The sequence below is a fragment of the Flagellimonas sp. HMM57 genome (assembly GCF_021390175.1).
Taxonomy (GTDB): domain Bacteria; phylum Bacteroidota; class Bacteroidia; order Flavobacteriales; family Flavobacteriaceae; genus Flagellimonas.
In genome coordinates, this window is the sequence record NZ_CP090004.1 from 2,548,733 (window position 1) to 2,570,459 (window position 21,727).

The 21,727-nt window shown below is 38.1% G+C and carries 22 protein-coding genes; 7 read left to right on the top strand and 15 right to left on the bottom strand.

What is annotated here, in order from left to right; all coding sequences use genetic code 11:
* Positions 1-85: 85 nt before the first annotated feature.
* The 4 genes from LV716_RS11160 to LV716_RS11175 are packed head-to-tail and all read right to left on the bottom strand — an operon-like array spanning position 86 to position 4,720.
* Positions 86-1,204 (bottom strand): adenylate/guanylate cyclase domain-containing protein, encoded by a 1,119-nt coding sequence (locus LV716_RS11160; RefSeq protein WP_163417811.1) that lies wholly within the window; start codon positions 1,202-1,204, stop codon positions 86-88.
* Between the two features lie 58 nt (positions 1,205-1,262).
* Complete coding sequence (locus tag LV716_RS11165) at positions 1,263-1,709, bottom strand: DoxX family membrane protein (protein WP_163417812.1); 447 nt, start codon at positions 1,707-1,709, stop codon at positions 1,263-1,265.
* 1 nt (position 1,710) lies between these two features.
* A complete protein-coding gene (locus LV716_RS11170; RefSeq protein WP_163417813.1) occupies positions 1,711-2,601 on the bottom strand; it encodes an IPT/TIG domain-containing protein in 891 nt (296 codons plus the stop codon).
* A 13-nt stretch (positions 2,602-2,614) separates the two neighbouring features.
* Positions 2,615-4,720, bottom strand: coding sequence for a TonB-dependent siderophore receptor (locus LV716_RS11175; RefSeq protein WP_163417814.1), 2,106 nt, complete (start codon positions 4,718-4,720; stop codon positions 2,615-2,617).
* A gap of 103 nt (positions 4,721-4,823) precedes the next feature.
* On the opposite strand from LV716_RS11175, the gene LV716_RS11180 reads away from it, so the two are divergent.
* Genes LV716_RS11180 through LV716_RS11195 form a run of 4 tightly spaced genes read left to right on the top strand, consistent with a single transcriptional unit; the run spans position 4,824 to position 7,200 of the window.
* The gene (locus LV716_RS11180) at positions 4,824-5,750 is read left to right on the top strand and encodes a DUF6607 family protein (RefSeq protein WP_163417815.1); all 927 of its coding nucleotides are present in this window, start codon (positions 4,824-4,826) and stop codon (positions 5,748-5,750) included.
* A complete protein-coding gene (locus tag LV716_RS11185; RefSeq protein WP_163417816.1) occupies positions 5,734-6,294 on the top strand; it encodes an FMN-binding protein in 561 nt (186 codons plus the stop codon). Before LV716_RS11180 ends, LV716_RS11185 begins: the two co-directional genes overlap by 17 nt.
* A 6-nt stretch (positions 6,295-6,300) precedes the next feature.
* On the top strand, positions 6,301-6,645 hold the full coding sequence (locus LV716_RS11190) for a hypothetical protein (protein WP_163417817.1): 345 nt from the start codon (positions 6,301-6,303) through the stop codon (positions 6,643-6,645).
* A gap of 36 nt (positions 6,646-6,681) precedes the next feature.
* The gene (locus tag LV716_RS11195) at positions 6,682-7,200 is read left to right on the top strand and encodes a hypothetical protein (RefSeq protein ID WP_233759120.1); all 519 of its coding nucleotides are present in this window, start codon (positions 6,682-6,684) and stop codon (positions 7,198-7,200) included.
* Here LV716_RS11195 and LV716_RS11200 read toward each other — a convergent pair.
* From LV716_RS11200 to LV716_RS11210, 3 genes are all read right to left on the bottom strand, one after another.
* Entirely contained in the window at positions 7,197-7,919 is a 723-nt protein-coding gene (locus LV716_RS11200) for a DUF3307 domain-containing protein (protein ID WP_163417818.1), read from the bottom strand. The two genes, LV716_RS11195 and LV716_RS11200, sit on opposite strands and share 4 nt — an antisense overlap.
* Entirely contained in the window at positions 7,916-8,524 is a 609-nt protein-coding gene (locus tag LV716_RS11205; RefSeq protein ID WP_163417819.1) for a transcriptional regulator, read from the bottom strand. Before LV716_RS11205 ends, LV716_RS11200 begins: the two co-directional genes overlap by 4 nt.
* Before the next feature lie 255 nt (positions 8,525-8,779).
* Positions 8,780-9,595 carry an SH3 domain-containing protein gene (locus tag LV716_RS11210; RefSeq protein ID WP_163417820.1) on the bottom strand — a complete coding sequence of 272 codons (816 nt, stop codon included), beginning with the start codon at positions 9,593-9,595 and terminating at the stop codon, positions 8,780-8,782.
* A gap of 216 nt (positions 9,596-9,811) precedes the next feature.
* Between LV716_RS11210 and LV716_RS11215 the strand changes: the two genes are divergently transcribed.
* On the top strand, positions 9,812-11,554 hold the full coding sequence (locus LV716_RS11215) for an alkaline phosphatase (protein ID WP_163417821.1): 1,743 nt from the start codon (positions 9,812-9,814) through the stop codon (positions 11,552-11,554).
* Between the two features lie 61 nt (positions 11,555-11,615).
* On the opposite strand, the gene LV716_RS11220 is transcribed toward LV716_RS11215, so the two are convergent.
* The 3 genes from LV716_RS11220 to LV716_RS11230 form a co-directional block, all read right to left on the bottom strand.
* Entirely contained in the window at positions 11,616-12,062 is a 447-nt protein-coding gene (locus LV716_RS11220) for a hypothetical protein (protein ID WP_163417822.1), read from the bottom strand.
* A 107-nt stretch (positions 12,063-12,169) separates the two neighbouring features.
* Positions 12,170-12,358, bottom strand: coding sequence for a hypothetical protein (locus LV716_RS11225; RefSeq protein ID WP_163417823.1), 189 nt, complete (start codon positions 12,356-12,358; stop codon positions 12,170-12,172).
* Between the two features lie 270 nt (positions 12,359-12,628).
* Positions 12,629-15,124: a zinc-dependent metalloprotease gene (locus tag LV716_RS11230; RefSeq protein ID WP_163417824.1), complete on the bottom strand. Its 2,496-nt coding sequence runs from the start codon at positions 15,122-15,124 to the stop codon at positions 12,629-12,631.
* 268 nt (positions 15,125-15,392) lie between these two features.
* Here LV716_RS11230 and LV716_RS11235 point away from each other — a divergent pair, with 268 nt between their 5' ends.
* Positions 15,393-16,127: a hypothetical protein gene (locus LV716_RS11235; RefSeq protein ID WP_163417825.1), complete on the top strand. Its 735-nt coding sequence runs from the start codon at positions 15,393-15,395 to the stop codon at positions 16,125-16,127.
* A gap of 516 nt (positions 16,128-16,643) precedes the next feature.
* Complete coding sequence (locus LV716_RS11240; RefSeq protein ID WP_163417826.1) at positions 16,644-16,946, top strand: hypothetical protein; 303 nt, start codon at positions 16,644-16,646, stop codon at positions 16,944-16,946.
* Between the two features lie 62 nt (positions 16,947-17,008).
* On the opposite strand, the gene LV716_RS11245 is transcribed toward LV716_RS11240, so the two are convergent.
* The 5 genes from LV716_RS11245 to LV716_RS11265 form a co-directional block, all read right to left on the bottom strand.
* Positions 17,009-18,439 carry a DASS family sodium-coupled anion symporter gene (locus LV716_RS11245; RefSeq protein WP_163417827.1) on the bottom strand — a complete coding sequence of 477 codons (1,431 nt, stop codon included), beginning with the start codon at positions 18,437-18,439 and terminating at the stop codon, positions 17,009-17,011.
* 125 nt (positions 18,440-18,564) lie between these two features.
* Positions 18,565-19,428 carry an AraC family transcriptional regulator gene (locus tag LV716_RS11250; RefSeq protein WP_233759121.1) on the bottom strand — a complete coding sequence of 288 codons (864 nt, stop codon included), beginning with the start codon at positions 19,426-19,428 and terminating at the stop codon, positions 18,565-18,567.
* A 23-nt stretch (positions 19,429-19,451) separates the two neighbouring features.
* On the bottom strand, positions 19,452-20,516 hold the full coding sequence (locus tag LV716_RS11255) for an NAD(P)/FAD-dependent oxidoreductase (protein WP_163417828.1): 1,065 nt from the start codon (positions 20,514-20,516) through the stop codon (positions 19,452-19,454).
* Positions 20,517-20,518: 2 nt separating this feature from the next.
* Entirely contained in the window at positions 20,519-20,821 is a 303-nt protein-coding gene (locus LV716_RS11260; RefSeq protein ID WP_163417829.1) for a carboxymuconolactone decarboxylase family protein, read from the bottom strand.
* Positions 20,822-20,877: 56 nt separating this feature from the next.
* The gene (locus LV716_RS11265; protein ID WP_163417830.1) at positions 20,878-21,627 is read right to left on the bottom strand and encodes an SDR family NAD(P)-dependent oxidoreductase; all 750 of its coding nucleotides are present in this window, start codon (positions 21,625-21,627) and stop codon (positions 20,878-20,880) included.
* Positions 21,628-21,727 lie beyond the last annotated feature (100 nt).

Consider the following 21,727-nt stretch of genomic DNA (forward strand, 5'->3'; position numbering starts at 1 on the left):
ATGTTCTAAGATAGCTAATTTGGATGGAATTTTTTTGGAGGAAACAAGACAGTAATTAATTGCATATTATATTTTGAGTAGTTTTTTAAACTAAAACACCTTGCTGTACCGCATAAATAGACACGTTCTCTTTTTTACCTTTAAGTGGAATACTACCCATAGCGGTATAAGTGAAGTTAGTAGATGCCAATTCGTTTTTAAGTTTTTCCGAAATCAATAGTTCGCTCTCCAATGCATTGCACTGACCCTGTATGCGGGCAGCGGTATTAATAGTATCGCCATGGTAGGCAATTTCCTTTTTGTATTTTCCAACTTCGGTAACCGTAACCACGCCCGAGTGCAACCCTGCTTTAAAAAAGGGCATGCAATTGTATTTTTTTTGGTATACATCGCTGTTTCTTTGAAGCAATGCAGCAAAATTGTAATAGGCCTTAAGGCAGTTTTCATTTTTTAAACCTTCGCTTAAATTCCATGTGAGTACCGCCTCATCACCCACATATTGATAGATTTCGGCTTCATTTTTCAATGCTATGCCCAAATCATTAAAGCAATCTTGTATGAGCATACTATAGTTTACATGGCCCAAACGTTCTGCCAGTTCTGTAGAGGCCTGTAGATCTAAAAACATGAAAATACGTTTCTCTTCACGGGGGGTATAAAACTTACCACGCAATAACTCGCCTAATTTTCCCTCGCCCAACATTAGATTGACCTGTCGTAACATAGCTAACAATAAATCGACCACAATGACATAAAAATAAATGGCGAAACTACCTCTATCAAAAGCAAAGGACGTAATGTTGATATTTAAATCAAGATATAAAGTAAAGATGCCATAAGAAATTAATACAACAACCATGATGAACAAGTAGAAATACAAAAGATTGATGAGCAACAATCTTCGTATGGATACATGTTTATAGATTCGTTCTTCTGTTAAAATTTGGGCTCCTCCAGAAATTAAACCTACTATGGGACCCATGGTGAAGGCAATGAGCAGGCTGATTTCAAAGCTTAATTGTATATTTCCCAATTCCACAGTGCCGACGCCCCGTACAATACTCAAAAAAATAAAGGCCAAGGTCCACCCGATACAGTAAAACCGAATAATTCGCGATCGGCGTTTGTTTATGAATCCAAATAGTGGGAAGGTCATGGGTTTAAAGGTATCGGTTTTGGATAAATTCCCCTTGGTCATTCGCATAAAAAAAGTGGGGTTTTGCCCCACTTTCTCAAATAAACTAACTCAAACTTAACTCGAATTAAATCGGTTTGATCCATAATAGGTGTTTCCACTTCGCCCGTTCTTTTAGGACAAGCGCAATATTTATGGCAAACAACGCTCCGGTTTGCAATAGTTCCGATATTTCATCAGATTCAAGAAATACATGGAACAAAAAGATGTGCAGGGTAATGGGCAGTAAAAAGATAGCTCCCACAAAACTTGTTCCTTGCAATAACAACAATAGACCAAATAATAGTTCGCAAATCCCCAGTACTTGCCAAAAGTATCCGGTCTGTTTTGCCCCACTGATGTACAAAATCTTTTGAAGTGTACCCTCTTTTTCAGGAGCTTTGAATTTCTCTGCCTTTTCAACTACTTCAATAGGTGCTGGAATTGGTTTCTGAAATTTTTGGATACCTCCATAAATCATAAAACCACCTAGAAACAGACGAAGGACAATAAAAAGAATGTTGATGGTTTTCATCTTAGTTTGCTAAAGATGTTTCTCCTTCGTTTGGGTTGTACACGTAATTGAAGGTGTAGTATCTAAAATCATTATTTGCAATCTCTTCGGTTATATCTGACGGTGCATCTTTGTAATAGCTTAGTATTTCAATTTTTGCAAATTTTCCGTCATGTGTACGGAACACTAATATTTTCCCTGGAATTGGAGTAACGGTGGTTGTCATGAAATTGTAGTTGTACCAACCGTTGTTGCTTCCAGTGGGAATGGCAAGTTCTCCGTTGGCATCTTGAGCAAATTCGATTCCGCTAGTATCTGTGATTTCGGAAAAGATACCTTCCTCTATTGCCGCACCTGAATTTCCGTTTCGTTCTGGTTCATCGTTTGTTCCAGTAGTAGTTCCGCCATTGACGATAATGGTCAACCCGCGAAAAGCAATGTCCCATTCTGTATCGCTATCCGTAACGGCACCAGTAGCAAAACTAAACTTGGTAAATGGACCAGATGCTTCCTCTTGTGTGCCCTGACCGCCAGTTTGAGGTGCAAAAATGTTTTCAGCCCTTGCAGATACCAAATCAGAGAGTACGGTAAAATCGGTAGTCACATTTTTGGTTACACCATCAACGACTACTGTTACGGAACCCGTTGTTGCTCCAGATGGAACCGTAGTTACGATTTGCGTGCTGGTTACAGAAGTTATGGTTGCATTTGCACCACCAAAAGTTAAGTTGATGTCCGAAGTATTGCTAGGAAAGTTTGTGCCAGTAATGGTAATTTCAGTACCAACCGCTCCCGATTCCAGCGAAATAGCTGTCACTGTAAATTCTGCGGATGGGTTTTCATCATCATCGCTACAACCAACAAAGGCGATAAGCAATAGTAAAAGGCTTGATAATCTAATAAGGGTTTTCATAGTAATCTAGAGTTTAAAATTGAATGTTAAGTCTTGTGAATAATTGTATTCCTGGATTTATAAGTACTTCGCTGTCTTGTGCTGCAAGGGGGTTAGTGCCCTTAAAATCCAAAAGGTTGTTAACCCCCAGTTGCAGGCTGTAATGTTCAAGAAACGTTTTTCCAAAAGCTAAATTGACCAAGGCATAACCATCAACGAAGCTATTGTCCAATTCATCTAACAGGTCATTGCCATTACGATCGGCAAGACCAAATCTGGAACGGTATACTACTCTTAGATTGGCATTTGCGTCCCATTCGGGTATTTCATAAAAGGCCTTTAAATTTAGGGTATGGCGCGAGCGGTTTTCCAATCCAAAATAATCTTCGCGCTGTAGCCGTACCGTTTCTAAAGTTTCTTGGTTTCTACCGAATACATCGCCATTTTCAAAAGCTTCTTCTTTTTCTTTGTCAAAAGCATATAATAATTGGTAACCAGCAGAAAGATTCAGGTTTTTGGATATTGTATATTTTACATCGATTTCGGCACCTTGGGTATAGACACTTTCACGGTTGATATAACCAAAGACATTTTGTCCATTGGTCTTTGCAGCTAAAATTCGAGTATCGATAAGGTTTTCAAAATCGTTTCTAAAAAAATTAACTTCTGAGGAAAGCGCTCCTTTTTTATAAGTGAAACCAAGATTGTAGCCTACGGAGCTTTCTGCATCCAACGATTGCCCTAGTCGAGAAGGGTCAACTTGCAAGGTCGCGATTTCATTATTTTCTTGGAGCCGTTGTATGCCAGCAGCTTCCACTTCTTTTCCAAAAACTGAGTACCCACCGCCGGCAGCATTGGTAAAGTCCAAGTATAATTGCCGGAAATCCGGGGCTTTAAATCCGCTGCCAACCGAACCTTTTACAGAAAAATTGGAAGTGATATCATATTTGGCCGAAATCTTTGGACTTAACTGTGAATTGTATTCACTGTGATTGTCAAAACGTGCACCAGCAATGATATTGAGTTTTCCCAAAGGTTTAAAATCATATTGAGCGAAGGCATACTGCGAATCAAATGTCACGGTTTCGGCAAAGAGCGAGCGGTTCAGGTTTTCAAAATTATAGCCCGCTCCTAATGTCAGCGTATTATTAGGGCTAAAGGAATGATTAAATCGTATTTCAGGTCTAAATAGTTTTTGATCAAAATCATTTGCAATGAGCAGTTCTTCTTCAATAGGGTCAATTACCTGCTCGTCCGTTGTGTAATTGGTATAGTAAAACTCGTACTGAAGGTTGGTTTTTTTTGAAGCGTCATGATTGATGCGCAACAGGGCATTGGCATCTTTTTCTTCACTAGTACTTGGCTGTACGTCAAACTCTTGAAAAAAGTATCTTCCTGAAACAAAAACATCTAGATTTTCCGTAATATCTGCAAAAAATCTACCATTAAATGTGTAGTTATAGAATGGATTAACCGTTTGTCCCTCATCAGAAGGAGCGAGGTCAAAACCATCCGTGCTTAAACGGTCCGCAAAGACAGAGTATCCAATTTTTTCAAAACGTTGGTTAAGGCTCAAGTTGGTATTTTGATCGTTGAAGGTGGCAGCTCGATGTGAAACTTGTCCACTAATGCTCTCAGATGTAGGTTTCTCCGTGATAATATTAATGACCCCACCAAGCGCTTCGGACCCAAATAAACTGGACGATGGACCTTTAACTATCTCTATTTGTTTGATGTTACCTATTGCAAAACGACTTAAATCCAGATTGCCAGAACTTCGCCCCACAACGGGTACGCCATCAATTAATATTAATACATAGTCTGATGCTATACCCTGGATTTGTACACCTTCCCCACCACCAATCGTAGCATCAGGCGTCATGATAATTCCAGTTTGCTCATTCAATATTTGGTCTAGTCGTGTGACGCCTGTCTGTTGCAATTGCTCTTTTCCAATTAAGGTTACGGGAAGTGGAAGTGATGAAAGTTGGCGTATGGTACGTGTGGCCGTAACGACGACCTCGTCCAAGTTTTCAGTAAGAATGGAGTCTCTCTCTTCTTTTCTGCCTTCCTGAGCGCAGACTGAAATACTGACATAAATCAGAAAATAAAAGAGAATATTATTTTTATTTAGACTCATTCTGTTTAAATTTGTGACAAATATATATTTTATTTTAAATCAATCTAAATAAGAATAATTATAATTTTCAATTTTTTTAATTCAAAAAAAACAACACTTCAAAATGAAACATGTAACATTTTTTAGCATTTTCAGCTTTGTTTTTGCATTTGTGTCAATAGCCCAGGATAAAAAGGAACAGGACAAAAAAGCCATAAAGGATATGTGCGGTTGTTATGATATCACCTTTAAGTACACTGAAACTTTCGCCCCAGAAATTGACTATGAGAAGAAAATGGACTATACCGCCAGTGCCTTGGAATTGGCATTACCAATTGTTGATGAGGACGACAGGATTTCGATTCAGCATCTTTTGGTGGTCAATGATACTATGGTCATCAAACATTGGAGGCAAGATTGGGAGTATGAAAACCAGAAAGTTTTCTATTACGACAAAGAAAATAATTGGGTATTCAAAACATTGCCTGCAGATGATGTAAAAGGTCAATGGACACAGAAAGTATTCCAAGTGGATGACAGCCCTAGATATTCAGGCTCTGCAACTTGGATTCACGCAGACGGAAAACATTATTGGGAAAACAAGACAGATTCCCCTTTACCAAGACGTGAGTATACAAAAAGAAGCGATTACAACGTAATGCTTCGGGGCAATCGACAAGAAATTACAGATTATGGATGGGTACACGAACAAGATAATGACAAAGTGATTCGTGAAGATGGTAAGGAAGATGTGTTATTGGCACAGGAAAAAGGATGGAACACCTATAAGAAAGTAGCCGATGAAAAGTGTCAGCTCGCTATGGACTGGTGGAAGGAGCACAGTCCTTTTTGGGCGAACGTAAGAACGTCTTGGGATAAGATATATGACAGGCAAGAGGACCTTACCTTGGTTAAGGCCATAGACAAAAAACCATTGTTCATGCACTTATATCCGTTGGAAAAAATGAACGCTGACCCTGAAAAGATTACAGCGGTACTTTCAAAGTTTGTCGCAGACCCAAAAACTGCAAAAAGTGAAACTGGAAAGTAATTCGAAATTGATAGTAATGGCCATGTTCTGCATGGCCTTTTTGTTTTTAGGCTTTTCGCCCAAAAAGATTTCCCCCAGGCTTCAGGAAAAACTGAACAATGCGGTACAATCCACATTTGAAGTTGAGGGTTTTGAGTTACAATGGATACAGGTTGAAGAAGCTATCAATGCCAAGACCAAAGTAGAATTGGGCCATGAAAATCTATTCAAGGTAGAAAAGTCTGGTAAGCTCATTGGGTACGCTTATCTTGGGGAAGCGCCCAGTATGAAAAATATATTTGATTACGTAGTACTTTTTAATCCTGACCTCAGCATAAAAAAATCCAAGGTTTTGATTTACAGGGAAGACTACGGGAGGCAGATTGGAAGCCAGCGTTGGTTGAAGCAGTTTATTGGGAAAAAATCTGGGGATACGATTGCGTATGGTGAAGATGTGGATGCCATCTCGGGAGCCACTATTTCTGCAAAATCAATGACCGTTGCCGTAAATGCCGTTTTATCCAGTGTTGAAGTATTGAAAAAGGCCAAAATATTACAAGAATAAATAAGTATGGAAATCATTCAGTTGTATCACAATTCAGTTGGAACCACATATCAATGGAAAAGCAATGATGCGATTGACATAAAGAAAATCCAGCTTATTTTTAGAGATACAGGACTTTTAATTACCCATAAGGAGTTGACCGTCTTTTTCAAATTAATATGCACAACAACGGACAATACCAAACTCTGTAAAAAGTGCAGTGAGGATAATGCGTGCAAGGCAATACACCTAAAAACCCCAATTCCCCAAGTTTCCTTTGCAGTAAGTGCAAAAGAGTTGAAGGGCCTTAGCGAACTTGTAGAAGGAACAATTTTTCAACTGGGGCTGAACAAACTGTTGCACAAATTATAGAAGGTTTCCTATCCACGGTAGTTTTTAGTATTTTCCATGGGTGATATCATTATTATGACTATAGTTGGGAACATTCAAAATTTTTCAAAGGAAATCAAAGCACTTATCGTGCTGTTCTTGCTAGTGGTAAGTACAGGTTTTATTTCTGCTTTGCAATTTGTGGACTTGACCACCAGTGGAAATCCCAAAGGAATAGAAGAAAATTATCTGGGCAACGAAGATGACCTTGAAGCAACAGAGATGAAGTTTGCCAAAAGTGAAAAACAGATACTGAACATTGTCCATACGCATGTTTTGGCCATGGGAATGCTTTTTTTCATTTTGGCTTTGTTGGTAGCTATTACCCCCTTGCGTGGTTTTTGGCGCAGCTTCTTGCTGATGGAACCTTTAGTTTCTGTGTTGTTAACTTTTGGGGGAATCTATCTTCTTTTTAAAGGAATACTTTGGATGCGATACGTCATTATGGCATCAGGTATATTGATGACCTTTTCTTTTATTGCTTCTGTTGCAGTAATTCTATTCTGGCTTTTTAAAAAATCAAATCAACAATCTTAGATTAAGGTCACCAGATAATTATAGAACATCCCTGCTAAAATCGCCAAGCCAAAGCTTAGCAGTGTACCAATGAGTACATACTCGGTCAACTTTCTGTTTTTTCCTTTGTTGAGGTCCCCAAATCGGAAAACAGATTTAGCGGTAATCAAAAATCCAATCGACGCCCATTGATTGAACAAGATAAAACCAAACACAAATAGGCGTTCCAACATACCTATATATCGACCGGCATTTTTTAAGGATTCTCCTTCGGACTTGTTTTCTTTTTGCAATTCTTTAATATAGGGTGCCATAATTAGTTTGATCAGTATTGCCGAAACATAGGTAACAAAGGCAATCATGATTAAAAGGAATATAATTTTTGTAGAAAGCCATGATGCCAAATCAATAGAGAAAGGTTCGTACATATAGACGACCAATACAATAACGGATAGATGAAGTAGCTGGTCAACTACAAATAGCCAACGGTGATTTTTTTTAGTGGTAAGTACCAGTTTGATTAAATCTATTAGGTAATGCGAGACGATTACTACTGCAATGATCCATAGGTATTGAAACTGTAATAACACCAATAGGGCCAAAAGATGTATGCCTATATGCCAATACAGGTATTTGGATTTCCACTTTTTTTTCAGTTTGTCTTCCACCCACTTACTGGGTTGAAATACAAAATCACCTAAAAAATGGGCTAGTACAAGTTTTAAGGTCAATAAGATCATAGTTTAGCAAGTTGGGATTTATAAAAATAAATAAGCTTCTGTACTTCGTCAAATCCAGCGCGTAGCAGCGCTTCGCTTATGTTGCTCTGTGTTGTTTCCAATAGGGACGCCAACTCTTTTTGATTGGCTTTGGGATTTTCAATGGCAGTTTTTACCACTCTGGCGGTTGCAGGTAGCCAATTGTTCATGGTCAACGTCGCTAACTCTAGCATAAGGTTGATGCTGACATCAAAAGACATTACATCTGATTTTAGTGCTAAAGTCTGTTTTTTCAGATTTTCAAAACATTCTCCTGAATATACGAATGCAGAGCCATTGGATTCGGTTATCTTATCTGAATCATAGTCCTTTTTGCCAAGACCAATCCCCAATCTAACATCTAATCCTTTGTTTTGCTTCAGGCTTGCTTTTATGTGGATGGCCGCTTCCAATGCTTTTTCTGATGGGATTTCTAACTGAAAACTGTCCCCACGATAGATTTCCCAGTGTGTAGGTTCTTTGCCATACGTACTCAATGCCTTTTTTAAATAGGGTAACCAAGTTTCTGGTTTTACCTTACGGGAATCAATGATATCTCCTGTTATAATTGCAATTGTAGTATTCATAGGTGCAAATATCGGTAAAATAGCCGATAATCAAGAATATCGGTAAAATAGCCGATAATTAAGGATATCGGTAAAATAACCGATAGTATAATAATGATTGATAATCATATGTTGAACAAAGAACCTTCGAGATAAATAAGGACAAGTTTTCGATCCGTCTAAAATGTTATATTGAGTCTATCGAAACTTGGTATTGATTATGGTCAAATAAAATATTTCGATAGGTTCATTATGACAATAAGAAATCTAAATTATCTAATTTGAGATTTTCTCCCTAAAATCCGGAACTAGCTTTCCATCTGTCCAACTAAGTTCCCTAATCTCTGAAGAAGTTTTTGACCAGTTGGAATCTTCCTCAAATATCTCATGACTTTCTTTTTTATAAACTATTTTTCCGGGAATCCCTCCTTCATCGTATGGAAAGACAAAGGTTTCGGAATAGCTAAATAGCCCAGCTTCCGATATTGCGGAAAGTTCAGCAACTTTTGACAGTCCCTTGTCGTGGGCGAAAAAATAAACGCTACCACCCTCCATTCCACAGGCTTCCGATATATAATCGATATAAAGGATGTCGTTCAAATTTTCCAGACCCTGATCTCCTATTGCTTTGACCATGATATTCGGATTTGCCAATTGTACCTTGTTCTCAACATAATCACCATCCTTTATGTTACGGATATTCAAAAATAGGATATCGTCTTCTCTAGAGTAGGCAAAGAAATAGTTCGTGTTGTTCATGGTTTTCTTCTCCAAAGAAAGTAAGCCGCCAATAATGTAGCCGGTCATGTCATCGTATTTTACTTTATAAAATGGAGAATCAAAACCTTTATAAGGCCAAGATGATGAGGTCTTTTCAATGATTTCTACCCATTCCCCAATTTTCAACAGTTCCAAGACCTTGGATTTTGTGTCCGGCGCAGTTCGTAATTTTACATCATTGCCAAATAAATACACCTTGTCACCAGGTTTAAAACTGCACGAATCCCAAGGACAATGAAAGTTTTCCTGGGCCATGCCAAAAGAGAAAATGAATAGTGAGGTTAGGGTCAATATTATAGATCGTGTCTTCATAGTTTTATGTATTAATGTTATAACAGTCCACACAGAGTGTTAGTATATATACGCCTTAAAATGTTAAAATAGTTTTCGTTGGTTTTCTATGGAATTTTCCTTCTAGTTAACACAAACGCAATATGGGTTCAATAATTTTAATTTTCTGGTAATATTTGGCTAACCCAAAAGGTACTTGCATGATTTAGTTTTAGGGAAACCTGAGAACACAAAAAAATGCAACGTAAAACACAAACAAGAAGAGCTTTCTTGGCCAAATCCATTTTGGCTTCAGGAGGTGTTATTTTAAGCTCCCAACTGGTAGCTTGTGAAAAATTGGATGATTTTTTAAGCGATGATGGTCCAAGTGATGGCGTGCCTAGATTTTTACATGGTGTAGGAAGTTTTGACCCTATTGCAGACGCTGTTATCATCTGGACCAGATTCACTCCTACAGCAGATGAGGTTGGAAAATCTATTAAAATCAATTGGCAAATGGCTACGGATAAAGACTTCCACCATGTAGTCAAGGAAGGTATGCAATATGCTTCTTCCGCAAATGATTTTACCATAGTCCAGGATGTTACCGGACTACAGGCGAATGGTAAATTTTATTATCGGTTTATACAATCCGATTTAAAAGAGACTTCGCCAGTGGGTGAGACCATTACATTGCCCGAAGCTGGAGCTTCTGTTGACAGTCTTAAAGTAGCGACTTGTTCATGCAGTAACTTTCCAACAGGACTTTTTAACGTATATGATGCTATTGCCAACAGTGATGCCGATGTAGTGCTTCATCTTGGGGATTATATCTACGAATATCAAATAGGGGGCTACGGCACAAATGAGAATACGGAACGTCTGAACCGAGAACATGATCCTTCCAATGAAATTTTAACCTTAGAAGACTATAGACTTCGCTATCGCCAATATCGCACAGACGAAGGATTACAATTGGTTCATCAGAAAAAACCGTTTATAGTGGTTTGGGACGACCATGAAATAACAAACGATGCCTATAAAGATGGTGCCGAAAACCATGATGCATCAGAAGGGGATTATCAAGCACGTTTGCAAAGGGCAATCCAGGTGCATAGTGAATATTTACCGGTTCGTACAGATACGCAAGGGGTTATCTATAGAAACTTTGAGTTTGGAAACTTGGCAAACTTGGTCATGCTGGATACCCGAATTATAGGAAGGGACAAGCAATTGAGTTTTGGAGGATATTTTAATGTTGATGGAAGCTTTGACTTTGCAGGGTTTTCAGCAGCATTGAACGACCCATCGAGAAGACTTATGGGACAAGAGCAACTGGACTGGTCTGCAGGAGCTATTGGTGGTAGTAATGCCAAATGGCAAGTTCTGGGACAACAGGTTCTAATTGGTAAAATGACCGTACCGGCAGAACTTTTAATATTAATTGGTCAGGTAGCTGGTGGCAATACATCTCCAGAAACTTTGGGAGCTTTACAAAGTGCTATTGTTGAATTGTCCACGCTTAAAGGAAGAGCATTGGCAGCTGACCCAACCTTAACGCAGGAAGAATTGGCGCGCTTGGCAGCTGAAGTACCTTATAACTTGGATGCTTGGGATGGTTATGCAGTGGAACGCGAACAACTGTTCAGCTTATTGAAAGGAAAAAACACCATTGTGTTTGCGGGTGATACCCATAACGCTTGGCATAATATCCTCAAGGATGCTAATGGAAATAAAATTGGTGAGGAATTTGCCTGTCCATCTGTTACTTCTCCCGGTTTCGAAGGAATATTTGGAAATGATCCCAATACAATAGCCGGGATTCAGCAAGCTTTTACGCTGCTCATCGATGGTTTAAAGTATTTTGATGCATCGCAGCGTGGTTATGTATTGACAGAATTCACACATTCTGGAGCCACTGCATCCTACAGGTTTGTAGATACCATAGCTTCCTCGGCCTACATGGAAACTGAAGGGTCAAGTATTACTGTTACCTGTTAACATAAAACAAAAAAGAAGCCACGCCCATGGCAGGCGTGGCCTCTAAAATCAACAAAAAACATTATCCTCTTCTTCCTTTCTCCCGCATTTTCTTTTTGCCATTCATTGTCTTTTTCAATGCCATTTTTTTCCATGTGTCGTATTGCTCGTCTGTCAATATCTCTTTCATTTTTTGATGATGGACTATTTGGTTGTCCAATCTTTCATTTTCTAATGCATACCGTTCTTCAGTAGTGGGTCTTGTTGATTCACCACTTTCTTTTTTTGACTTGCGTTCCTCACGCTTGGCCTTACGTGTTTTTGCTTGTTCTAGATTTATCTCCATAACTCGTTGCTGCTGCCTTTCGGTTAAATCTAGTGCTAAAGTCATTTTCTTTGTGTGCAGCGTTGCCATTTGTTCTACGGTCAAATCTGCTTTAAATCCTTCACGTTGCTTAGCGCCATCATGCCTTTGTGCAAAGACACCAATTGTAGCTAGCAATACCAATACTGTTACTAATCGTCTCATAAGTTTAAATTTTAATGATTTGATAGTAGGACACAGAATATGCCCTATGGTTTAAATGTCAAACATCACATTTATGAAACTCTTAAGAATAGTAGGGGTAATTTGTATTACTGGGGTAGGCTTGATACCTCGTCCTGAAGTTTTCCGGATTTTTGATCGTCTTCAAATTCATTTCCTGCCATTTGTTCGGTGGAAATTTTATCTTGAAACGCTTCTTCCTGTTCCATGTCGTAGTAAAGAATAGCGACAATTATAAAACAGGACAAATAGATAAGACTTTTGATTCTGTAGGTCATAATACTAAAATTTGGGATTACTAAAGTACAGAAATCATTCCTTGGTATTGGTGATATGTTGTAAAACCACTCTTTTAAGATGTCTACAAATTGAAAAACATGGTGTATCCGACAAAATACACAGTCTCCCCAAAAAGTCAGGTTTAACGATAATTTGGGATGAAATCAGTCTATCTAAATGATGAATCGGCCCCACTTTTTAGTGGGGCCGATTCATGTAATTTAAGGATTGGATACTTTTTACACCCAGAACTTTTGGGTCAAGGATTTCTATTTTGGATCCAAAATTAAGTCGATGCGCTCCAAAGCATCCTGAAGATGATATCGGCTCATTCTATCTGAGATTCGGTTTAGACCATTTCTGATATCCCTTTTTAGGTTATTCAGTTCGGCACGTGAAACAGAGCGTATATCTGATTGACTTGTATTGACTGCCGTAGATTTACGATACCCTCCAAAATCAGGTAGTTTCTTTTGGTTTTCTGCTGTCATTAAATACTGTAAACGGTCAATATGTGCCTTTTGCAAGTTTCTTCTATAGGTATCGATGGATTTTCCACTTCTGGTTTCTGACCAGATACCCTTACGTAAATCACCCATCATATCCAGTAGGGTATATGCTTCATTACCGTTTATGGCTTCGTTTTCTATAAGGCGTGCCATTTTACCTAGATGAAGCACTGTATTTAAGTAGCGTTCCTGTACCGAGCGAATTCTTTCGATAGAACCCGAATATTGAATTTTGTTAAAAATCTCTTGGTCAATTAACCATTCTGGAGTAGTAAAGAGTTCTTCCTGAAGAAAATTCATGCAATTCTTTTGGTATTCTTTGGACACATGGGTATACACGGCCCCATCTTGATCAGCTGTTTTATAATATTCATAAACGCCACCTATGTTGTTGGCCACATGTCCCATATACCTTCTGTATTGACCGACTACTTGGCCGTATAAGGTTCCTAAATCGTTATAGTTCTTTCCATCTTCTGTAGTCCACTCCTTTAATTTTGGAACAATACGCTTCAAGTTCGCTATACCATAAAGGCTCGCTTTTATAGCATCATCGCCCAAATCTTCTGTTTGGGAACTAGGGTCATGGATATCTCCTACTTGTTGATGCCCAAAGCGGTACATTGAGTCATTTTCATGCGCTCTTATCCATTTGTTCAATACTTGTTTTTCATCAACCGCCGAAACATCTAGAATAGGTTTATAACCCCAACGAATAGCGTATTTGTCATAAACACCAATATTTGGCATTAGTGCTACACCTTCATCGCCGGGTTGTGCTACATAGTTAAATCTAGCATAATCCATAATGGACGGTGCTGTACCATATTTTTGGGTAAATTCCTTGGAACGTAAAGAATCCACGGGGTAAGCAACACTGCTTCCCATATTGTGTGGAAGTCCTAAAGTATGACCTACTTCGTGAGCAGATACAAAACGGATCAGTCTTCCCATGATTTCATCTTTAAAAGCCACTTTTTGCGCTTCGGGATTAATGGCCGCAGTCTGAACAAAGTACCAGTTGCGCAATAGCGTCATTACGTTATGGTACCAATTAATGTCAGACTCTAAAATTTCACCGCTTCGGGGATCACTAACATGCGGGCCATTGGCATTTGGTATTGGTGAAGCCAAATATCGCACAACGGAATACCGTACATCTTCAGGAGACCATTCTGGGTCTTCTTCTTTGTTCGGTGGGTCTTTGGCAAGAATTGCATTTTTAAAACCAGCTGCCTCAAAGGCTACTTGCCAATCCTCAATACCTTGTTTAATGAAAGGGACCCATTTTTTTGGTGTGGCACGATCTACATAATATATAATAGGCTTTTTTGGTTCGACCAGCTCACCAGCTTTGTACTTTTCTATGTCTTCTTCTTTAACTTCTAATCGCCATCGGTCTAGATAACGAACGGTCTTGCTCTCTTGTGCATCCAATCCATAATCCACCTGTCCTCTGGCAAACCAACCCACACGTTCATCAAAATACCTACGCTTCATGGGTTCTCTTGGCAATAAAATCATAGAATTGTTGATTTCTATGGAAATGGAGCCCATGCTCTGGTTGCTGGGCGGTTCTTTGGCAACATAAGTTTTTACATGTCTAGCTTCAATGTTTAGCGGGTAACTCTTTAAGGACTCTATATAACTGCGGTCACTGTCCAAACGACTTACCTTATATCTTTTTCGAATACCGTCGGGCATACCAAGGGCATTAACATCTTTGGTAAACAATGGATCAACTTCAATAACCGTAGCGGGATTTAAGGAATCTTTTTTGAATGCTTTAATGTCAAAAGCGAAAAGTACAGGTTCAAAATTTGAATTTACGACCGCTTCGTGAACAGGTAAAGAGTCCGCAGCGAAGTTCTCATAGGATACAACTCGAAGCAAAACCTTTTTTGGTTTTTTCTCCCAGCGAAGTACTTTGGTATTTATTTTTCCGCCACCAAAACCAATTCCAGTTGCTGTTTTAGCGATACGGCTTACCATGAGCATTTCCCTATTCAGAAGTGAATCAGGAATTTCGTAATAATGTTTGTCCTCTACTTGGTGTACCTTAAAAAGACCTTCGTCGGTTTTTGCATCTTTGGTGATTACCTTATCATAAGGCTTAATAGCTCCTTTTTTTGGTTTATCCTCTGCTTTTTTTTCTGTTTTTTTCTGCTTCTTTTTAAAAAGCTGGGCTTCTACAGTTGAAAAAGAACCCATTAAAAAAGCAAGAAGTAAGACTTTTGGAAGTAATTTTTGAATCATTTTGGTAATAGTTTGACGTGATGAATGCGCCCAAAGAACTTAAAAAAGGATAAAATAGCGTGTTAAATAAATATTAACTCTCATTTTTTTTAACTCATATGCCAATCTCTGGGAGTATTGGATTTTACTAATACTTTCCGTCGAAAGTATACCTATAGCTGGGTTCATGGAGAATCATAATTTTTCAAAAAAAATAAAAACACTGTAACAATTTAAAATTTGGACAGTCTTATAAGCATATTACATCAATCAAAAAATTCAATCAAAAATGAACAAGTTATTAATGATTTACGGATGCGCACTATTAGGTAGTCCCACCGTAGCAGAAGACCAACAAAGTACGGCAGCAGCTGTTGTAGAAACTAAGACCGAAACTGTTAGTACGTTTGAGAACAATTTTACGGTATTGACCATCAATGCTGAGGCAAACAGTGAAACTTCCAGATTTTATAATGATATAAATGAGGAAGCCTTTCAATTAAATTTAAACGAAATTGAGTTTGTAGAAGAAGAATCGGATTTGGATCTAGGTTTTAATACCTCCGATTATCTTCCTGAAGGCTTTAACCCTTATGAAACCTATTTTGATTTGAATTCCCTTATATATATAGAAGACGAAAACGAACTAAATCTGGATTTTGCCACCAGTGAGTATCTGCCAGAAGGTTTTGATGCATACACGGAGGTGGTAGACGTACATTCCATCAACTATATAGAGGATGAGGATTTAGACCTAGGTTTTGATACTGCAGAGTATCTTCCAGCGGGATTCTCACCATACGAAGCGTATGTGGATTTGAGTACTATCGAGTATATAGAGGATGAAGTTGAGTTGGAACTAGGTCTGGACAGCTATTATTCTTTACCAGAAGGATTTAATGCCTATACGGATACGATTGGAATAGCATCCATCCATTTTATAGAGGATGAGGAAATTGATCTGGGTTTTGATACTACCACGTATCTACCAGAAAACTTTGACCCCTACATGGAGGTCAACTAAGTAAGATGTTAGATGTCATTTTACGAACTTTTGATTTAGTCAGTCAAAGAAAAAGCCCTCTTCTGAGGGCTTTTTTATATACTTTATTTTTTGCCGAACTCATCTTGACTTTTAGTTTTAAGCAGAAAATGAGAAGAAATTTTATCAATTGAGTCGTTTTTTGATAGCATAGCCATAGCTACGGTAGATAAAAATGGCGAAAAGTGAGGGGATTTATTCCATTTTTTAGGCAAAAGAAAAGTCAAGATGAGTTCGCCTATACAAATGTATCGATGAATTGCAGTTAACAAAAAAATAACAATAAAATCGACCAAGTGTAAATGGCAAAGAAACTATTCCAAAGCTGAATATTTGGTAGGTTCCAAGATGTTAAATTAACACTTTGTCAATGATTTGAAACAAGTACTGATAATACTATTCTAACTTGTTTTATTAGCATTAGTTAATGAAAATCTAAATATAATAATCTTGAATTTTAGTGGTTTTATCTTTGCTATATATTTAAAAACAGCAGTTATGAAATACCAGACTTTTACATTGACCGCAGTAATGATTGTCTTTATGTCAATCTCTCTTCAAGCCATGAAATCAAATGCATTAGTTGAAGAATTTGATATAAACAAAGTTGTATTTATAGAAGAAGATCAGGACTATGATTTGGGTTTTGATACTTCTAAATATCTACCTGAAGGATTTGATGCCTACAGCAATGAATATTCAGTAGAAACAGTTAACTATATAGACGTTTGTGACGACGTGGAATTAGGGTTTGAAACAACGGGATATCTACCAGAAGGTTTTAATCCGTATATAAGATAAGTTAGTTTTTTATTTTTTGAGTTAGTTAGTTTTTAAACCCTCCCTTTAGGAGGGTTTATTCATTAAAAAAGGAACGGAACCACAAATTGAAACACTAAAATCAACAATCCAACAGCAATAAGGTTCAAAACAATACCAACTCTCGCCATTTGGGGTACTTTGACATAACCACTGGCAAAAACAATTGCGTTGGGTGGAGTGGCCATAGGCAACATAAACGCACAACTACTTGCTATGGTCACAGGAATAAGTAAGTAGAGTATAGGAATATCCAGCCCAATGGCTATACCCGCAACAACGGGAGCTAACACGGCTACAAGTGCCACATTGCTCATAAGTTCGGTCATAAATAACATGAGCAGAATCAATAGAGATGCGGTTAGGATTATACTTATTTCGCTATTGGCAATTGCAACCGCTACCATATCCACTATTCCACTTGATGACATTCCCTTTGCCAGCGCCAGTCCTCCGCCAAACAATATCAATATGCCCCATGCCAATTTTGAAGTGTCCCTCCATTGAATCAAGAAATCACCCTTCCTTAAGTTATATGGAATTGCAAATAGGGCAATTGCAGCGAAAATGCTGATCATGGTATCGGTAAGTCCTAGATTTGGAAAAATACTGTTAATTAAGGTTCTAAAAATCCAAAGGGAGACCGTTACCGCAAAAATGGAGAGGACTAATTTCTCTTTACCCGAAGTAGGGCCTAACTTTTGGAGCTCAACTTGAATAACTTCTTTTGAGGCACTAAACTTTAAATCCCGATTAGGGAACATCCATTTTACCAAAACAAGGTAGCTAATGCCTATCATTACAATTGAAAATGGAAGCCCAATGGTCATCCATTTTAAAAAAGAGATTTCAGTATTGTACTCATTCTCCAATAATCCTATTAAGACTGAATTTGGCGGTGTACCAATGACCGTTGCAATTCCACCAGCATTGGCAGAAAAGGCAATACCCAGCATCACGCTTAAGGCAAAATTTTGGTCATTTTTTGTAAATCCGTCTTCATCGTTAATCAACAAATTGATTACTGAGATTGCAATGGGTAGCATAACAACAGTACTTGCAGTATTACTGATCCACATGCTTAGAGAAGCAGTGGCGATCATAAATCCTAAAATAACCTTATTGGGAGTTGTCCCGGTCAGTTTTATGATATTAAGGGCAATACGCTTGTGGAGATTTACCTTTTCTAAAGCTAGTGCCATCACAAATCCACCAAAAAATAGAAAGACAATGGGACTTCCGTAGTTGGCACCTACTTCAGCAATCGGCAGGATTTTGAGCAACGGGAAAAGCAATAACGGTAGAAGTGCCGTTACGGAAATGGAAACTGCTTCGGTAATCCACCAGATCAACATCCAGACAGCTACGGAGATTACAGGGTCCCCTTGTTCGGAAACCATATCAAAAGGCAGGTTATTTAAAGTGAGAAATACAATTGGACCAAGAATGAGTCCGGCAATTTTTGATTTTTCCATGTTGGTCTTTAGCGTTCAAAGTTCTAAAGATAATGAAGACTTAAAAATAATTGTGCAATCGATTGCACAATTCTTCAGAGAAAATATAATCTTGTTTGAAAAGTGAATACTTCAAGCGCAAATCTTTAATGATTACTTCTAAACTTTTTAGGTGAGATAGCAACATGCCGTTTAAAGAACTTGATAAAATAAGAAGGATCTTCAAATCCAAGCTTATAGGCAATTTCACTTATCTGTAGTCCAGTAAACTTCAAGAGACGCTTTGATTGTAAGATAACACGTTCGGTTATAAATTCAGATGGTGATTTACTACCTATCTTTTTTGTAATTGTAGATAGTGTTTTTGTCGAAATGAACATGGATTCGGCATATTGCCCAACAGTTAGGTTTTTTTCGTAATTGCGTTCTATCAGTTCTTTAAATTCATAAAAGCGTAGGGTATAAGAGCTAGGGGAGATTATTTTTTCCGGTTCTCTGTTCTGGTGGACACGTTCAAGATCAATAAGAAAGCATTTTAAAAGAAAACGGACCATATTTTCAAAACCAAAACGATTGCGATGTGATAATTCTTTTACTATCAAATCTATATATGTATTGCATTTGGCAATGGTATCAGTTTCCATAGCATAGCATGGATTTTCCTGTGTTTTGAAAATAGCGTACTTCAAGAAGATATCCGCCTCGGTATGCATAAAAAAACTCTCGTTGAAATGAATTAACCAACCGTCGCCTTCAAGATTTTCATCAAAAGCATGGATTTGACCTTTTGAAATGAATAGAATAGTGTTTTCCTTTACTTTATATTCTTTAAAATCAACAAGATGTTTACCGCCCGAAGAAAAAAACCAAATGATTTGATAATAACTATGTGAATGTGGTTGGGTCGCTTTGTTACTACTTTTTTTTCGGTAGCTTTTTAGATCATATATCTCAAATTGAAGTTTTTGAGGGCTTAATTTATGAAGATGATATTGCTCAATTTTTGACAAGTAATTATATTTTAAGCATAAAATTAAGTCAAAACTTTGTTTGTAAGCTTTTCAGCTGCCCTAATACCGCTGTATACGGCTCCGTCCAAGTATCCTCCATATACTGGTGATGTTTCCGTTCCTGAAAAAAATAACTTCCCATCCATATAAAAATCATTAAACAACGGATTTCCATATTGCGGACTCATATATACGGATTTCAGATTTTCACATGAGGTAAACCTGTCTTTGGACCAATCCTTTTCCAAATACAAAGTATATTTTTTGATTTCCTTTCCAAGATACTTTTCCAGATAGTCCAGGATTTTCTTCTTTCTCTCCTGTTTTGGGAAATCGCGCAAGCCCTCGTTGGCAAACCCCATAAGTCCAAATATGGAGTTTTCATAATTGCAATGGTCATAAAGTTCAATTATAGGACCAACCTGACCGATTACGGTACCAGAAAAGTTTTTCTCCCGCCAGAAGGCCTTCTCAAAAAGCAAACCAACCTTTATAGCATTGCTCATCCAAGTATGGGTATGCTTCATTGTGGTACTGAATTCTGTTGGTAGCCCTGGACTGTACTTTAAAGTCGAAGCCAATTTTGGAGGAACGGTCACAACAACTTTTTCGGCACTAAAAATAATGTCGTTTTCAGTTTTTAGATGTAATGTATGCTGCACCTCGGTAACCTCAATAATTTTGGTGTTTCTTATGATTTTATCCTTTAACGGCATTGCCAGTTTTTCTACAATGGCAGTTGTGCCATTTACAACCCTGCTTGCAGAAGGGGCCTCTTGGGAATTTTCAAAAAAATGGGCAGGTGCCATGGTATTGTACACCAGAACACTCTGCCCTTTACCGTATTGCTCAAATATGTTGATATTGAACCTATCAAGTAGTTTGTTCAAATTGAGGTGGTGGTCTTGAAACCAGGTAGCGCCCATATCGATACCTTTATGTGTATTGATTCGACCGCCAATATGGTTTCTACCTTCCAATATGATAAAATCATCTTCACCAGTTTCTAAAAGCGAATTTGCCGTGGTCAGTCCAGACAGGCCAGCTCCAACGATAATATATTTTGCGCTCAATTTATGTTTGTTCATTGTTAATCCATTAAGTGTGTACCGTGGACAACAGCGGCTCCGGCTCTCAATGCTGCTGCTACAAAAGTGACCTCAGCAAGTTCTTCTTGCGTGGCTCCAGCATCCAAAGCATGTCTTTTATGGATTTCCAAACAATAGGGACATTGTGTTGTCAATGCCACAGCCACAGCCATTAATTCCTTATATTTTTTAGGAATGGCACCATCTGTAAGTGCTTCACTGTCCAAAGCTTGAAAAGCTTTCATCGCATTTTGGGCCTTCTTACCCAATAGTCCTAGTTTTTTCAAATTGTTCATGTCGTACATAACACTAAATTTAGAATTAAAAGGAGATGGACCATAATACCATCTCCTGTTGAATTTTAGTTTCTACCAGACATTACACCTCCATCAATGTCCCAAATGGCGCCCGTTACCCATGATGCTTTATCGGAAAGTAAGAAAGAAATGGTATTCGCTACATCTTCGGCAAGTCCGTTTCTTCCAATTGGGTGAAAGGCATGGAAATTTTGAAGCGCATCATTGGCTTCTTGCTTGCCCCCAAATACATTCTCGTAGACCGGTGTTTCCACAACAGCTGGTGAAACGGCATTCACACGGATTTTATAATCCGCCAATTCCATGGCCAAGTGCTGTGTTAAACTGTGCAATCCTGCTTTTTGCATTGAATATGCAGAAGAAGGGGTCGCTTTTACCGATTGTTTGGCCCACATAGAACCTACATTGACGATGGAACCACCCTCTGTTGCAGCCATCTTTTTTGCCGCAGCTTGTGTAATAAAAAAGAATCCCCTGTTTAGATCTAAGTACGAATCGTAGTCAGAAGTCGTATGATCTAAAAATGGTTTAGGTCCAAAAATACCTGAAGCGTTTACCAAATAATCCAAGTTGTTCCAACCCGCAATCTCGTTTTGCAAGACACTTACTTGGTCTTGGTCTGTAATATTGACCTTATGCGTTACTAGATTATCGTTTGACTCATCTTTTTTAAAGGTTTCTAATTTGGTGTCATTAGTTCCTACTACGTGTACTTCAACACCTTGGTTCAAAAGGTTCTGTGCAGTTGCTTTACCAATACCGCTACTGCCTCCTATAATCAATGCTCTTTTCATTTTTTTTGATTTAAAAAATTACAAGCACAAAATTATCGCGGAGTCTATTGCGATTTATGTCAATTAAAGAAAAGAAATGGTAATTTTGGGAAACTACCTT